The 16,380-nt window shown below is 44.5% G+C and carries 14 protein-coding genes; 5 read left to right on the forward strand and 9 right to left on the reverse strand.

From position 1 onward, the window contains the following. The 4 genes from D6856_RS03930 to D6856_RS03945 form a co-directional block, all read right to left on the reverse strand. Complete coding sequence (locus D6856_RS03930) at window positions 1-825, reverse strand: carbohydrate ABC transporter permease (RefSeq protein WP_120685809.1); 825 nt, start codon at window positions 823-825, stop codon at window positions 1-3. Window positions 826-837: 12 nt separating this feature from the next. Further along, window positions 838-1,770, reverse strand: coding sequence for a carbohydrate ABC transporter permease (locus D6856_RS03935; RefSeq protein ID WP_120685810.1), 933 nt, complete (start codon window positions 1,768-1,770; stop codon window positions 838-840). Window positions 1,771-1,858: 88 nt separating this feature from the next. Further along, window positions 1,859-3,319 (reverse strand): ABC transporter substrate-binding protein, encoded by a 1,461-nt coding sequence (locus tag D6856_RS03940; protein WP_092246659.1) that lies wholly within the window; start codon window positions 3,317-3,319, stop codon window positions 1,859-1,861. A gap of 71 nt (window positions 3,320-3,390) precedes the next feature. Beyond that, the gene (locus D6856_RS03945) at window positions 3,391-4,479 is read right to left on the reverse strand and encodes an alcohol dehydrogenase catalytic domain-containing protein (RefSeq protein ID WP_120655857.1); all 1,089 of its coding nucleotides are present in this window, start codon (window positions 4,477-4,479) and stop codon (window positions 3,391-3,393) included. A gap of 343 nt (window positions 4,480-4,822) precedes the next feature. Between D6856_RS03945 and D6856_RS03950 the strand changes: the two genes are divergently transcribed. The 3 genes from D6856_RS03950 to D6856_RS03960 all read left to right on the forward strand — a co-directional run bounded on the left by D6856_RS03950 (window position 4,823) and on the right by D6856_RS03960 (window position 8,447). After that, window positions 4,823-5,710, forward strand: a complete 888-nt coding sequence (locus D6856_RS03950; RefSeq protein ID WP_199704107.1) for an L-ribulose-5-phosphate 3-epimerase — start codon at window positions 4,823-4,825, stop codon at window positions 5,708-5,710. Beyond that, a complete protein-coding gene (locus D6856_RS03955) occupies window positions 5,685-7,214 on the forward strand; it encodes an FGGY-family carbohydrate kinase (RefSeq protein WP_120685811.1) in 1,530 nt (509 codons plus the stop codon). Before D6856_RS03950 ends, D6856_RS03955 begins: the two co-directional genes overlap by 26 nt. Before the next feature lie 120 nt (window positions 7,215-7,334). After that, a complete protein-coding gene (locus tag D6856_RS03960) occupies window positions 7,335-8,447 on the forward strand; it encodes an ROK family transcriptional regulator (protein WP_158588816.1) in 1,113 nt (370 codons plus the stop codon). A gap of 62 nt (window positions 8,448-8,509) precedes the next feature. On the opposite strand, the gene D6856_RS03965 is transcribed toward D6856_RS03960, so the two are convergent. From D6856_RS03965 to D6856_RS03980, 4 genes are read right to left on the reverse strand one after another with little or no spacing between them, the layout of a single operon-like run. Then, window positions 8,510-9,541: a hypothetical protein gene (locus D6856_RS03965; RefSeq protein ID WP_120685813.1), complete on the reverse strand. Its 1,032-nt coding sequence runs from the start codon at window positions 9,539-9,541 to the stop codon at window positions 8,510-8,512. Between the two features lie 3 nt (window positions 9,542-9,544). After that, the gene (locus tag D6856_RS03970; RefSeq protein WP_120685814.1) at window positions 9,545-10,360 is read right to left on the reverse strand and encodes an ABC transporter ATP-binding protein; all 816 of its coding nucleotides are present in this window, start codon (window positions 10,358-10,360) and stop codon (window positions 9,545-9,547) included. A 3-nt stretch (window positions 10,361-10,363) separates the two neighbouring features. After that, window positions 10,364-11,377: a FecCD family ABC transporter permease gene (locus D6856_RS03975; protein WP_120685815.1), complete on the reverse strand. Its 1,014-nt coding sequence runs from the start codon at window positions 11,375-11,377 to the stop codon at window positions 10,364-10,366. Window positions 11,378-11,386: 9 nt separating this feature from the next. After that, window positions 11,387-12,463, reverse strand: a complete 1,077-nt coding sequence (locus D6856_RS03980) for an ABC transporter substrate-binding protein (RefSeq protein WP_120685816.1) — start codon at window positions 12,461-12,463, stop codon at window positions 11,387-11,389. Window positions 12,464-12,646: 183 nt separating this feature from the next. On the opposite strand from D6856_RS03980, the gene D6856_RS03985 reads away from it, so the two are divergent. Both D6856_RS03985 and D6856_RS03990 read left to right on the forward strand, forming a co-directional pair. Beyond that, window positions 12,647-13,675 (forward strand): glycoside hydrolase family 5 protein, encoded by a 1,029-nt coding sequence (locus D6856_RS03985; RefSeq protein ID WP_120685817.1) that lies wholly within the window; start codon window positions 12,647-12,649, stop codon window positions 13,673-13,675. Window positions 13,676-13,727: 52 nt separating this feature from the next. Then, complete coding sequence (locus D6856_RS03990) at window positions 13,728-15,275, forward strand: alpha-amylase family glycosyl hydrolase (RefSeq protein ID WP_120685818.1); 1,548 nt, start codon at window positions 13,728-13,730, stop codon at window positions 15,273-15,275. 21 nt (window positions 15,276-15,296) lie between these two features. Here the strand turns inward: D6856_RS03990 and D6856_RS03995 are convergent, their stop codons facing one another. Then, window positions 15,297-16,370, reverse strand: a complete 1,074-nt coding sequence (locus D6856_RS03995; RefSeq protein WP_120685819.1) for an SGNH/GDSL hydrolase family protein — start codon at window positions 16,368-16,370, stop codon at window positions 15,297-15,299. Window positions 16,371-16,380 lie beyond the last annotated feature (10 nt).

The following is a 16,380-nucleotide window of genomic DNA, read 5'->3' on the forward strand; positions in this document are numbered from 1 at the left end:
TTAACCTTTAACGGCACCAAAGCTGAGTCCACGAACGAGATGCTTCTGAATGCAAAGTGCAAAGATCACAGCAGGCAGAGCCGATACTGTTGAAGCAACCGCAAGCTGTCCATAGTGAGCACTGTCGGTACCTAAGTATTTCATGATCGCAACGGTTACAGGGTACACCTTGTTGCTTGAAAGAATGAGCGGGAAAGTGAAGGAATTCCAAGCAAATATAAAGGCGAGGAGCGCTGACGAAACCAAACCGGGCTTGATCAGAGGAACCAGCATCTTGAAAAAGATCTGATACCAGCTGTAACCGTCGACCTGAGCCGCATATTCAATCTCTACCGAGATGTCCTCGAAATATCCGCGGACAACCCATATCAAAAGAGGAAGTGATATTAGCTGGTAAACCCATATAAGGCCCACATAGCTGTCATAAAGACCGATTTTTTGGTAGATCATGAAAAGTGGCAGAACAACCAATATTTCGGGTGCAAATTTATAAGAAAGAATCTGGAATGCCAATTCTTCTTTTCTCGGGAAATTGTATCTTGCAAGCGCATATGCCGCAGGGACACCTACGAGCACCGATACCAAAACCGCACCGCCCGATACTATAACGCTGTCAAGGATGTATCTTGCGTAGTTGGAACGAAGAAGTACTTCCTGATAGTTTGCAAGTGTGGGGTGAAACAAAAATGTTGTTGTAAATACTTCCGTATCTGACTTAAAAGTTATAAGCACCATCCAAATAAGAGGGAAGAGCGCAAATATCGCATATACGATAAGTAAGAAGTTTTGAAGCACATATAGTGCTCTCTGTTTTCCTGTCTTCATCTTGCTCCTCCTTTACTCTTCCAGACCTGCGGCCTGCTTCTGTGCAGTACGCTGTAAGTTTACGATACGTTTTGCGGCAATGTTGATAATAAGCCAAAGAACCAGAATAAACGGTATTGCCGCACCAAACTTCTGGAATTTGAAGCCTTTCTGATATGCGGTAAGCGAAAGAGACATCAGCGCATTTCCCGGGCCTCCCTTTGTAAGTGCAAAGATTATCGCATATTCCTGAAGTGCCGCCATGAAGCGGAACAAAAGTGCAATGTAAAGACTTGGCTTAAGCATCGGAAGTGTGAGGTTTGTAAAGTTAAACCATGCGCTTCCTCCGTCTATAAGCGCCGATTCGAAAGGTGACTTCGGAAGTGACTGAAGTCCTGCCAGAACCAGCAAGATAATAAATGCGGTATTGATCCATACGTCTATAATAATTACCGTCAGCATAGCCGTTCCCGGTGCTGCAGCCCAAGGGAAGTTGTATACGCCGAATATATTCAAAAGCTTTTCAACAATACCTACCGAACTGTTCAGCATAAGCTGCCATACGATCGTCGCCGTAACGGGTGCGATCATAAGCGGAAAAACAAGCAGAACTCGAAGTACTTTTGAAAGCCCATTATTCAAATTATTAAGTAAAATAGCGACTCCAAGACCTATAAGCATTTCCAATACCGTGGAAATGACACCGTACATTAATGAAATTTTTACTGCTCCCCAGAACGCAGGGTCTCCCAACATGCTTACCCAGTTGCTTATACCTATGAATTTGTGATTGGGAAGTTTAAAAGAATAATTAGTAAGTGAATACCAAATTGCCATTGCAAAGGGAACCATGATTCCGATTGTAATGATGAGTGAAGGTGCAACGATCAAATAGGGTCTGACACGTGTCGAAAACGGCACTTTGTTCAGTTCGGATTTACCGTTGCTCTTGTTCTTTGCGGTCATGTCTACACCTCATACATTATTCAAAACATCACGGGGGAAAATTGCCTCCCCCGTGCGTTTTGTGTTAGTTTTTTACTTCTTTTTTAGATTACTCTACTTCAAGATCGGAAACAAGTTCATCCATCGTAACCTTTAGCTGATCCATAGCTTCCTGAACGGAAGAATACTTATCTGTCGTTACAAGATCCTGGAGGGTCTTAGCCCACTCAGTTGTTGTCTCTGTGAAGTATGGCTGAGCTGTGAAGAAGATACTTGCATTCTTAGATATTGTGGAGAAGGCCTCGTAGTATCCTTCAGCACCTGCAACAGACTGCTTGTAAGCATCGCTGTTAAGTACAGAAGTACGAGGGGTATCTGTGCAAGCCTTCTCAACGCCTGACCAAAGCATAAACTCAGGACTTGTGAAGTACTGCATGAAGTACCATGCAGCTTCCTTCTTGGTTGAATCAGCGTTCATAGCCATTGACCATACCCAAAGGTTAGACTTCATATCTGCCTCTGTCTTGCCTGCAGATTCGGGATAAGGAACCATACCAAATGCCATGTTTCCGGCCTCGTTAGATGATCCGGGTGTATTCTGAGTGTAACCACCTCTGTCTGCATCCCACATCATAGCAGCTTTTCCTGCTCCAAGGTCAGCTCCGCACATTTCCCATCCGTATGTTGCCCACTGAGGTGCACTACCGTTCTTTACAAGGTCAACCCAGTACTCAGTCATTGCAACTGCTTCAGGAGAATTTACTTTACTTACAAGCTTGCCGTTCTCAATTTCAAAGTCCTTAGCACCCCATGTTGAATACATTGACATGTATGCGGGATGGATTGTTCCCCAGTCGGGAAGACCACGAACTGCAAGTCCGTAAGAACCGCTGCCGTCGAACTCTTTAAGAGCCTTAGCGGCATCAAGAAGCTGCTCGGCTGTCTTGGGAGGCTCAATACCCTTCTCATTAAGAATTCTCTTATTATATGTAAGGATATTTACTTCCCATCCCATAGGAAGAGCCCACTGGAAGCCGGAGCCTACAGCATGTCCGGGAACGAGATCCCACTTAAGAGCATCGATAACCGCAGGAATGAAATCATCGTAATCCCAGTCAGGGCTGGTAAGTGTAGTGCCAATGTATTTCTCAAGAGGTTCAAGATTTCCGGCTGTAGCATATTCCCATGACTGGTAAGCACCTGTCATGAAAACGTCGATAGATCCTGAATGGCTGCTAAGTTCAACATTAAGTTTCTCAAAGTAGTTTCCTTCGGGCATTGAAGAATAATTAACCTTGATACCTGTTTTCTCTGTAAACTCATCCAGTTTTTCTTCAACAGCATCTGCATAAGTATGTTCACTGAAAAGAACGGTGATCTCTTCTCCGTCAAACTTCTTCCAGTCGAACTCTTCCGCTGCTGCTTCGGGGGTAGCGGAATCCGTTGCAGGTGCCGCTTGCTGTCCGTCAGATTCGGGTGTTGGAGCTGTCTGAGGTGAGTCTACCCCACAGCCAGTGAGCGTTGCTGCTACCATAGTAGCTGCCAATACAAGTGACATTAACTTTCTCATACTGTCTCTCCTTATCTTTTTTCTTTTAGCATTTTGTCGTTTGTTCTTTATTTCATTGTCGCATGCTTATTTTAATCAAAGGTAAGTACAACCTTGAGATCCCCTTCGCGTCCCGAAGCAAGATCGAATCCCTTCTCCCATTCGTCAATGGGAAGGATTGTCGTGATTACTCCTTCTGTCTTTAAGTTGCCGTTCATCATGTTTTCAATTACAAAAGGATATGCGTAAGGGCTAAGGTGTGCTCCTCTGATATCAAGCTCTTTTCTGTCTCCGATGATAGACCAGTCAACTGTGGTCTCTTTGCCAAATACGGAGAACTCAACAAATGTTCCGAGTTTTCTTATTATAGTAAGACCCTGGATTACGCTGGCCGGATTTCCTGTTGCCTCTATATAGATGTCACATCCGTAGCCGTCTGTAATAGCCTTGATCTCTTTATCTATATCACACTTACCGGGATTGAATACCAGGTCAGCGCCGAATTTCTTTGCCATCTCCAAGCGGTTCTCCTGCATGTCGAGAACGATAAGCTTCTTGGGATTCTTCATTCTTGCGTATGTGATCATTCCAAGTCCGAGTGTACCTGCGCCTGAAATAACAACAACGTCTTCATTGGTAATCTCTGCTCTGTCTACCGCATGCTTGGAGCAACCATAAGGTTCAACAAGTGCTGCCTGCTCCAAAGGCATATCCTTTGGAAGCTTGGAAATAACAGATGTCTTTCCATATCTTACATACTCTGCCATACCGCCGTTGGTATATGACATGAAACCGTACATGTCATGTGGCTGACACATCCAATAATGTCCGTCTTTGCAGAACTTACATTTTCCGCAAGGAACGATCTGATCCGCTGTGATCTTTTCACCAAGTTCATATCCTTCAACATTCTCACCCATCTGAACAATGGTTCCGTAGAATTCGTGTCCGGGAATGAAAGGGGGCTTAACCCATGAAGGTTGAATATCATCTCCCCAGAACATCGCTGCCCCATGCTTACATTTTAAATCACCTGCGCAGATACCGCACGCCTCAGTTTTAATAATTATATCGTCGGGTCCGCATTCAGGAGTAGGATAGGCAAGCTCTAATCTGTAATCATCCTTGCTGTAAGCAACCAAAGCTTTCATAGTCTTTGGAATACTTCCTCTAACTGCCATTTTAAAAATTCCTCCTATTCTGTTGTCTTATGTAGAAATCGCAGTTATGGAACGTGTGCACATTTTCCAGTTTTGTAAAACCGTTTTCTATAACGAATTTCTAAACCGAATATACAACTCGGTTTTTCGTTTGTCAACTTCTAACATCAAAAAAGTTTTTGTATTTTGTGTTTTTGTCAAAAATACACAATTTTCGAGATTTCTTTTCATATCATTTGCCTTTGATCCGGGATTGCATTTTGAAATAAACTTATGTTAAATTAAAGTCGTTATATAAATGCGTTTTATATAACGAATTAAATATCAACATATTTATGCTAATCAGGTAAGGAGGAAAACTACCATGTTGGGCAATCACTTACTCGGTTTGTATGAAAAGGCTCTCCCGCCCGAAATGGATTGGGAAGAGCGCCTGCAGACCGCAAAGGACCTCGGATATGACTATGTTGAAATATCCATTGACGAAAAAGATGAAAGAATAAACAGACTGGATTGGACCGAAAAAGAAAAAGAAAAGCTTCACGCCGCGATCCAAAAGACCGGCGTTCCCATACCTTCCATGTGTCTTAGCTGTCATCGCCGTTTCCCGTACGGAAGCGCCGATCCCATTATAAGAGAAAAAGCACATGAACTTATGGATAAAGCAATTCTCTTTTGCAGAGAATTCGGAATCCGTGTGATCCAGCTAGCGGGCTACGATGTTTACTATGAACAATCGACTCCCGAAAGCTTACAGCTCTTTTTGGAAGGCTTGCAATCCGCAGCAAGGACTGCTGAGAAATATCAGGTAATGCTTGCGATGGAGATCATGGACACGGAGCTTATGAGCAGCATCACACGTTACAAAAGATATAAAGATGAGATCCCATCCCCCTGGTTCACGGTATATCCGGACCTTGGAAATCTCACAGCTTGGGGAAACGATGTAAAGCATGAACTTGAGCTCGGAATCCATGAAATAGTCGGAGTTCATTTAAAAGATACTTTGGCGGTGACTCCGACCTTTGAAGGAAAGTTTAAGTGCGTGACCTTCGGAGAAGGCTGCGTTGATTTTGCAAAAGAACTTAATATCTTGGAAAACTTGGGCTATTCCGGACCGTACATGATGGAAATGTGGTACCGGGAAGGCATGGATTATAAAGAATACATCACAAACGCCAAGAAATATATAGAAGAACAATACCGGAAAGGAGTAACCGAAAACAATGAGATATTATCTGGGGTTAGATAACGGAGGAACAAATACAAAGGCAGCTCTTTTTACAAAAGAGGGAAAACAGGTTGCGGTAGAATCAATCGCAACCGCAGCAATAACGCCCGCTCCCGATTTTGTAGAGCGCGACATGGATCAGATGTGGGACGATAACTGTACCGTTATCCGCGAGCTTATAAAAAAGAACAATATAGATCCCGCAGACATTGCAGGAATCGGACTTTGCGGTCACGGAAAAGGTCTTTATCTCTGGGGAAAAGACGGACATCCCGTAAGAAGAGGCATCATCTCATCCGATAACCGCGCATGGAAATACTATTCCGATTGGAAAAAAGACGGAACGGAAGAAAAAGCTTTTGAGCTCTCCTGCCAGCACATAATGGCATGTCAGCCGGTATGTCTTCTTGCATGGATCCGCGACAACGAGCCTGAAAACATGGATAACATCGAGTGGATATTTGAATGTAAGGACTACGTTCGTTTCAGATTAACAGGTGAAGCAAGAGCCGAGATCACGGATTACTCAGGCACAGGACTTATGAATCTTCACACCGCTTCTTTTGACAAGGAGTTATTGAAATTATTCGGCATAGAAAAGCTCTGGGACGCACTTCCTCCCATCTGCCTCTCAACAGATATCGCGGGACACATCACCAAAGAAGCCGCTGAAGCGACAGGATTAAAAGAAGACACACCCGTCATCGGAGGAATGTTCGATATTAACGCCTGTGCACTCGCAGTCAACGTAACAGATGACAAGAACATCTGCATGATCGCAGGCACATGGAGCATAAATGAATATCCTCGCAAAACAGCGGTTCTCGACGGAAGCGTACAGATGAATTCAATCTTCTGTCTTCCCGGATATTATCTTATCGAGGAATCAAGCCCCACTTCCGCAGGAAACAACGAGTGGTTCATCCGTCAGCTTCTTCCCGAGTTAAAAGAAGAAGCCAAGAAAAACGGCGGAAGCATCTATGACATCATGAATGAATGGTGCGAAGAATTCGAGCCAAAGGACTTTGTTCCCGTGTTCCTTCCCTTCCTTACCGCAAGCAATGTTAACCCTCTTGCGCGCGCGGCATTTGTCGGACTCGACGCATCTCACACAAGACATCACATGCTGCGCGCCGTTTATGAAGGCATTGTTTACTCTCATAGATGGCACCTCGACAGACTCATGAACACAAGAGATTCCAAGGAAGCTGTTATCCGTCTCGCAGGCGGCGTTGCCAAGTCTGAGGCTTGGACACAGATGTTTGCAGACGTAATGAATCTTCCCGTAGAGACAGTCGATGTTGATGAGACAGGCGCTCTTGGATGCGCTATCGCCGTAGCAACAGCAGTCGGCGACTACAAGGATGTAACCGATGCGGCTGATCATATGTGCCGTATGAACAAGGCAGTCCTTCCGAGAGCTTGGGCACATGATGATTATGAAAAGAAATATCTCCTCTACAAAAAAGTCATTGAAGCCCTGGACAGCACCTGGAGCGACATGCAGGAGATAATCGGGGGATAACGTTTTATTTTATGCAAACCACTTTATAAAACAAGATGCAAAAAGTAAATAAATAAGGTATCATATAAATGTAATGCTCGGAGAGGGCTTCACATGCAACCAGAATGGATGACGCGAAAAATGGAAAGTTTTGATTTCAACTTAAGAAAATTTAACACATCTAACATCTACTCCTATTTTTTGGAGCACCCGGACGCAACCAAGCAGGATCTTGCTTCGGCGCTTAACCTCACACTTCCCACAGTAAACAAGAACATTGATTATCTGTCGGAGCTTGGGCTGATCGCCGTAAGCGGTTCAAGAGGGCAGACCGGTGGCCGAAGAGCCACAACTTACTCACTTTGTGCAGACGCTAAAGTGTCACTTGGACTTGATATAACCAAGCATCACGTCTCATGCGTTGTAGTCGATCTTAACGGCAATATCATCTCTTTTAGCCGTAACTATCTTATATTTGAATTTAAGGATTCCTACTTCAAAGAAGTAGCAAATCTGCTCAAGAAATTCATCAAGGAAAGTAATATCGACGATAAGAAGATCCTGGGAGTCGGTATCGGTATCCCCGCTCTTGTTCAATCCGATAACAAGACCGTGTTCTACAGCGGTATCATGGACATCAGGGAAGACACCTATGACATGTTCCGCAAGTATATAGACATGGACATCGTTATGTTTAACGATGCAAAAGCTTCTTGCTTTGCGGAGAAATGGATCAACAAAGATCTGGTGAACGCCTTTTACATAATGCTCAGTAACAACGTCGGCGGTGCCATGATGATAAACGGTCAGGTCTATTCCGGAGATAACTTCAGATCCGCAGAGGTCGGACACATCACTCTCGTACCGCACGGAAGAAAGTGTTACTGCGGACAGTACGGATGTGTAGATCCCTATCTTGCGGCAACCAATCTTTCTCAGGACGATCTTGAAGGATACTTCAAAGAGCTTGAGACTACCAAGGATGAGAAGATATTGGATGAATGGCAGCAATACCTGGATTATACCGCACAGACCGTTGTCAACGTCCGTGCTATCCTCGACTGTGATATCATCCTTGGAGGATACGTCGGAGCATATCTGGAACCTTATTTAGACGAGATAAAGAAAAGAGCTCTCAAGATCAGCACCTTTGACACAAATGCGGATTTCATAAAGCTCTGTTCCTACAAACGCGAGAACATCGCAGCAGGCGCTGCACTGTACTTTATCTCACAGTTTATAAAGACTATTTAAACTACCATAATCACAATAAAAGCCCGGGCACTTATAAAAAGTGCTCGGGCTTTTACGCTAAATTATTGCTTTTTTAGATATTCACCAAAAGGAAGCCATTCTATCTTAACTTGTCTGCTTTCCCATTCTTGAGATAATGCATTGAACTCATCTTCGGATATCTGATATTCAGGTAAATAAGCCAATTCACCTATATCTGTGATTGGTTCGGTTATATGTACCACATTACCCCAGCAACCCAAAAACTCATCTTCTACAAATATGCTTTGATCAGCTCCCAACTCACCATCATATGTGCTCGGTGCAGAAACATTATCTATATGTATTCTCCAAACTCCGCTAAAGGCAGCTCCGCTGCTACCATAATGATAAATGTATCCATCATTTCCAAGCCAGTAATTACTCCTGCTTCCGCCCTCACAGATATTTTTCGGCTTACCGTCTACCAAAGCGTAGGCACGTTCAAAGACTAGCTGCGGTTCATTATCCTGATATTTATCATGAAGCACACCGAATATCAGCTCATAATCACCGTCACTGTTCAGGTCCACATATGTATATCCCACGTTTAGAAGATCAAAACCATAGTCCATTTCAAAGGTTGATCCGGTTTCTATCATCCGACTCTCATTAGTATCCTGATATAAAAGATTGCTTGTAACCACAGTTTGATCCGAATAAACACTCTGATCAAGCCAAGCAGCTTCTTCCTCTTGAGTTTTTACAACATCCGCAAAAGCATCCGCGTAAAGTTCATCATACTTTTCAATAATGCTCTTATCCGTAAGCCTATAAACATATTCTCCGTCCACGTTTTCCAGATATGTACGATCGTATTGAATATCTTTAGCTTCCGCTTTTTCTTCAGTCGACGCATTGGAAGCACTGTCTTCAACATAAACACTACTTGCTGCGCCGGATGCATCATTTTCAGTACCCTCTTCTACATCTTCGTCGGTACCTTCCGTCAATTCTTCCGTCTCTGCTACAGAATTGTCACCCGCAGCAGTATTGTTTATCTCAGTGGCTTCGTTACACGCCGTAAGCATAAATATAAGCCCAAATAAAAGGCCAAAAATATTTCGTTTTTTCATATTCTATTCCTCTTTCCTCCATAGTTTTGCTCTTTCACTCATATAAGCTTCAACATCAATTTCGTACAGAGCCTTTAGGTTTTCCCCTGTAACTGCTTCTTCTTTGTTTCCAAAGCACAGTATTTCCCCGTCTTTGATCAAAAGAAATTTCTCCGCAACCATAAGTGCCATATTGATATCATGATAGACACCGATCAAGGTGTTGCGAACGCGTCTTCCGTCAGACATCATGGTCTCTTTTTCTTTCCAAACGTTTAGAAAATCGAGTAGCTCCGCCTGATATTTAAGATCAAGGTGATTGGTGGGCTCATCGAGAAGAAGTATCGGCGTTTCCTGCGCAAGTGTTCTTGCAAGGAAAACTCTCTGAAGCTGACCTCCCGAAAGCTGACCTATCTGCTTATCCTTGATCTTCTCAAGCCCCGTATTTCTGATACATTCATCGACGACCTCGATATCTCTTTTGTCATAAGTCCCGAAAAGATTCTTGCAATACAGGTACCTGCCCTGCATAACAGTCTCTTTTACGGTATAAGAAAAATACACGCCCGAAAGCTGCGTCATCGATGAAACGTAAGAAGCCAGCTCTTTTCTCTTCATATCCCGGATCTCACGCCCGTCTACGCACACACTTCCGTCGTAAGGAATGATACCGCCGAGCGCTCTAAGGAGCGTGGTCTTGCCGCATCCGTTGGGACCGAGGATCGCAATGCTCTCGCCCTCGCCTATATCAAAACCGATCTTTTTGATTATGGAATTGTCCGAGGGCCTCCTGCCGTAGCCGCAGACAAGGTCCCTGCACTTAAGTAGCTTCTGCTCCATAAATTACTGCTTCCTATCGTGAAAATAAACCCAAACAAAGAAAGGTGCTCCGACAAGTGCTGTCACCGCGCCTACAGGGATTTCCCTGGGTGCCAAAAGAGTTCTCGAGACCATATCGGAAAGCGCCATAAATGCGCCGCCCATAAACAACGACATCGGGATCACCAGTGAGTGCTTAGCTCCGAATATCCTTCTTGCGATGTGCGGTACCGTGAGGTCAACAAAGCCGATGATACCCGAAAAGCACACAGCCGCGCCCGTCAAAAACGATGACAATAAAAGCAGCGCGATCTTGGACTTTCCGACATCAACGCCCATACTCATCGCCTGTTCCTGTCCAAAGCTCATGATGTCCAGCTCTCTGTGATACAAGATCGTACCGATCGTTCCAAGCATAAGGCAGATAAACAGGATCAGCACATGGATCCACCTTCTTCCCGAGAAGGTTCCGAGCTGCCACAGGACAAGTCTCTGCATATGCTCGCCGTTAAGCGTACTCACAAGCGTAAGGATCGCATTTACAAAAAGTGAAAAGACCATACCGAACAAGATTATCGTATGATTGTGCATGTTCTTGTCTATCTTTAGCGAGAAAGCAAGCACAAGAAGAACAGTCAAAAGACCTGACGCAAAGCCGCACACGGGAAGCAGGAACATTCCGAATATCGTCCCCGTTATTCCCGTTATGATAACAAAAGCCGCGCCAAGCGAGGCTCCGGCAGAAACACCCATCGTATAAGAAGATGCTAAAGGGTTCTGCAAAAGAGCCTGCATGATCGCTCCGCTCACTGAAAGAGCCGCACCGACAAGAAATGCCGTAAGTACTCTGGGCATACGGATATCCCAGAAAATAGAGATATTTGTCGGCGTTACACTATCGGGAAGCGCAGCGGAAAATATTTTGTTCAGTATTATCTGCAGTCCTTCCAACGGAGATACAAACACACTTCCTATGCCTATGCAAAGAAAGAGTATCAATATCGAAAGAAGGACTACCGCAGTGATCTTTTTTCTCATAAAACCACCTTATGCCGCAGCTTTTTCCTCAGCTTCTTCATCTGCAAAAGGATCTACAACATCTTTATAGTAATCGGGATAAATATCTTTTCCCATCTCGATCATAGCGCTTATAACATGCTGATTGGGACGGTTAACAGTATCATTGTCGATCTGATAAACAGCCTTGTCCTTGATAGCTGTTACGTTTTCCCAGCCCTTCATTGAAAGAAGGACATTGATGACATCATCTGTGTACATGTCCGCTGTGAGGATGACCTGAGGGTCCATTCCGACTGCAGCTTCCTCAGTAAGTGCGGGCCACTGCTCTGCTTCCTTTCCGGCAACATTTTCAGCGCCTACGATATCGATCATCTCATTGATATAAGTATTTGAACCTGCTGTGTAGATAGTAGGTGTGTCACCTGAAGGAGTGAAGAGCTCGAAAAGAACTGTCTTTTTCTCTTCTTCGGGGATCTTGGAAGCGATCTCTTTTATCTCTTCGATAGAATCACTCATTTCCTTGTTGATCTTAGCTGCCTCATCGCTCTTTCCGACAGCTGCGCCGAAGAACTCGATGTCCTTTTGGATATCCTCAAGGCTTGCGCTGCTTGGAGTATCGCACACGCAGACACCGGCTTCTTTTACCGAAGCAAAAACATCCTCGCCGTGGCTTGCACTCATGCCTGTTGTGAAAACAACGTCAGCTCCGAGCGCGATTATCTGCTCCTGGTCGGGTGTCATCATATCAAACTGGGGGATATCTTTTGCAAGAACATCGCCGTAGCTTGCTGCGGAATATGTATCGCAAGCGATTATCTTATCTGCAAGTCCGAGATCTATAAGGATCTGTGTTGTTGACGGCGCCATTGAAACTATAGCGTCGATCTCATCCGGGATAGAAACCTCATTGCCGCTTCTGTCGGTAGCAGGCTTTCCTGAAGCATTCGCTTCATCTGCACTCTCGCCGCTTCCGGGTTCAACCTCAATGACTTGACGCTCTGGCTCAGGCTGCTTAGGTGCGATCGTATATTTGCTCGCACAACCTGTAAGCACAGACATAGCCATAGCTGCAGTCATAACAACAGCCAATATTTTCTTTTTCATAATTTTACTCCTTTTATAATGTAAATATTCTAATGCTCCTAAACAAATATACCGTGTTTAGCGCATTTCTTCAATGTTGATGTTCCACTTGAAGTCGACCTATGAAATGTTTTAAACTTATTTGTGGGGAAAAAAGAATAATCATTTTGCCGCATTTTTATCCTGCGGCGGAACGGAGCAAATATGAAAAAACTAAAGGGGTATATGCACGGAGTTAACCTTGGCGGATGGCTTTCACAGTGCGACCACACCAAGGAAAGGTATGACTTCTTTATCACAGAAAGCGATATAGAAGTTATAAAGAGCTGGGGAATGGATCACATCAGAGTTCCCGTTGACTACGACCTTGTTGAAGATGCTCAGGGCAACTACAAAGAGGACGGTTTTGCATATATTCAGAAAGCGATCGAGTGGTGTAAAAAGAATAAGCTCAATATGGTACTCGATCTCCATAAGACCTTCGGTTACAGCTTTGACAGCGGCGAAGGCGAGCTCGGATTCTTTGAGAAAAAAGAGTATCAGGATCGCTTTTATAAATTGTGGGAGCAGTTTGCGATAAGATTCGGAAAGAACGATAACATGCTCGCATTCGAGCTTCTCAACGAAGTTACCAAAAAAGAATATTGTGAGATCTGGAACGATGTTTCGAGAGAATGCATCACAAGGATCAGAAAGATCTCTCCTAATATCAAGATCCTCGTTGGCGGTTACTACAACAACAGTATCGAGGCGCTTAAGGACCTTGCAGAGCCTTACGATGATAACATCGTATATAACTTCCACTGCTATGAGCCCCTCATCTTTACGCATCAGGGAGCGCCGTGGATAAAGGAGATGGACACCGAGTTCAGAATGCCTTTTGACTCAACCTACGGTCAGTACATCGAATTTAACAACAAGCATCTCGACCATATAACCGGCGATATGTCAGCCTTTGACAGAGATGCGATGTTCGGTCCGGAGTTCTTTGACAGATATCTCGCAGAAGCGGTTAAGGTTGCCGAAGAGCGAAATGTAATGCTCTACTGCGGCGAGTACGGAGTTATCGACAGAGCGACTCCCGAAGATGCTCTCAAGTGGTACAAAGTCATCTGCAAGACATTCGATAAGTACGGTATCGGCCGAGCAGCATGGAGCTACAAGGAAATGGACTTCGGTCTTTCCGACGAGCGCATGAAGGGCGTTATCGGAGAAATAACCAAAATAATGTAATGATATTCCGGCTCTTTTTTCAAAGGGCCGGTTTTCATCTTAGGAGGTTACAATGCCAAACTGGTTAAAAGACGCTGTTTTTTACGAAATATATCCACAATCCTTTAATGACACAAACTCAGATGGTATCGGAGATCTTCAGGGTATCATCGATAAGCTCGATTATGTAAAGAGCCTCGGATGCAACGCAATCTGGCTCAATCCCTGCTTTGATTCTCCTTTCAAGGACGCAGGCTACGACGTCAGAGATTACAAAAAGGTCGCTCCCAGATACGGAACGAACGATGATCTTGTAAAGCTCTTTGACGAGGCACACAAGCGCGGTATGAAGATCCTTTTGGACCTCATTCCCGGTCACACCTCAGAGGAGCATGAATGGTTCAAAAAGAGCTGTGAGATCGAAAGAAACGAATACTCAGACAGATATGTTTGGACTAACGGCGCTTTCTGCGGTATCGGCGGACACCCTTATATCGGCGGTGAAGCCGACAGAGACGGCTGCTACATGCTAAACTTCTTCAAGTCACAGCCCGCGCTTAACTACGGCTTCTTAAACCGCACGGAGGACTGGCAGAAGGCCCCCGACGATCCCGCTTGTATCGAGACAAGAGAAGCAATGAAGGACATCATGCGCTTTTGGCTTGATAAAGGATGCGACGGCTTCAGAGTCGACATGGCAGATTCGCTTGTAAAAGAGGATGATGAAAATAAATCCGCAACGGGAAAGATCTGGAAGAACGTTAGGGAAATGCTTGATAAGGACTATCCCGAAGCTGCTATCGTAGCCGAGTGGTGCGATCCCGGACAGGCTCTTTTGCACGGCTTCCACGCAGACTTTTATCTTGATCACTGGGGCAACGGCTACAACACCCTTATCCGCGATTACGAGACAGAGGGCGGTGACCACAGCTTTATCAAAAAGGACAGTGGCGGCGATATAATGCGCTTTTTAAATGACTATCTTCCAAGATATGAAAGGACAAAAGATAAGGGCTTCATAAGCTTTATCACCTGCAATCACGACACTCCCCGTCCTGCAAGAACTCTTTCAAATGAAGAGCTTAAGCTTGCATATGCAATGATCCTTACACTCCCCGGAGTGCCTTTTATCTACTACGGCGACGAGATCGGAATGCGTTATCTTGACGTCAGAACTAAGGAAGGCGGCTATCACAGAACAGGCTCAAGAACTCCCATGCAGTGGGATAACTCCGAAAGCCGCGGCTTCTCTTCCGCTTCCAAGGACAAGTTCTATCTCCCCGTTGACAGCTCGTCCGACGCGCCCACAGTAGAAGCTCAGGAAAAAGATCCTTCTTCATTACTAAACGAAGTGAGAAGACTTACCGCTCTTAAGCATGAGCAAAAAGACCTGCAGGCAGATGCTTCTTTTGAAGTCATCTATGCAGAAAAAGAAAAATTCCCCTTCGTCTACAGAAGGGGAAATCTTGTAATTGCTATCAATCCTTCAGGCAAGGAATGCAGCGCTAATATATCCGCAAAAGCAAATGTAGCGGGCAATCCTGTCTATACGATAGGAACGGCAAGCTGCGATAGCGGCAAGCTTACCATTGCTCCTCAGTCATTTGCGGTATTTGGATGAAGATAGATTTCATGTGATTACTTAGATCAGTCTTTTTAGCTCTGTTGAAAGAGCCTTTGCTGCTTTAATATGGCCTTTGAGTGTGGGATGATCTCTCATTCCAAGCTCATCGGCTGTGCAAAGCGGAAGAATGAAAAGAGACACTTTTTCATCACCTGCTGCCAGACTGTATTTCCTGACTGCTGCCTCTATTGTATCCTTTATATCTGCGCCCATCATTCCATATGCCCATAAAATATAAGCATCCGGGTTATTCTTTCTTATCTTTTTAAGGAAATCGACTGCTGTTGCTTTAAAATCTTGCAAGAATTTTTCTTGTTCTTTATTGCTTTCCAAATTTTTAAACCCAAACTGATCGTTAGTTCCAAGATTAAGTATAACGGCGTCGACTTTTCTTTTTCCAAAATCCCAGTCATCCTGAGCGCCCGCTGCTGCGTTCTCTGCTCCACCGAGAGTTCCCGCAACCTGCTCATAGTGCGGCGGTATAACAAGCGTAAGATCTCCGTTCCATGCAGCGTAGAGTCCGAATCCGCTCTGTGATACTACGTTGTAATCAGCATCAAGCTCTTTTGCCGTAAGATATGCATAATCATTGGAACAGCTAAACACCGCCGGAACCCAGTCTTCTTCCTTTGTAAGCGCCGCGCCTTCACCGGAAGTAATGCTGTCGCCGATAAATTCAAGGAAAAGATCCTTTTCTTTTACCTCTGCGAACTCCCCGTTTGCCTCTATATCTTTAATCTTGATATATGATACAGTATCTTCAAAGTATCCCTGCGTCGTCCTAAGTATCTTGAATTCTCTGTTCTTTCTAAGTTCTCCGCCGCCCCACAGATGAATCCTGTTCTTGCCTTTTTCAAGCGATCTTCTCTGTGACAGCTCATCATTTACTAATACTTCTATCCACAGATCAAGCCTGTCAAATGCAGCCTCAAGCTCGATCCATACATCCGTCGCATCCGTGACAAATCGCACTCCGCTTCCGCTCAGAAAAAGTGTGATATCTTCTCCTATCGGCGAGCGTCCGTATACTTGTAATTTCTTCTCTTTTGCCAATATACCCGGTTTCATAATTATTTCCAGTTCAACCTCCATATCATTCTTT

The sequence above is a fragment of the Butyrivibrio sp. XB500-5 genome (genome assembly GCF_003625505.1).
GTDB lineage: Bacteria > Bacillota > Clostridia > Lachnospirales > Lachnospiraceae > Butyrivibrio.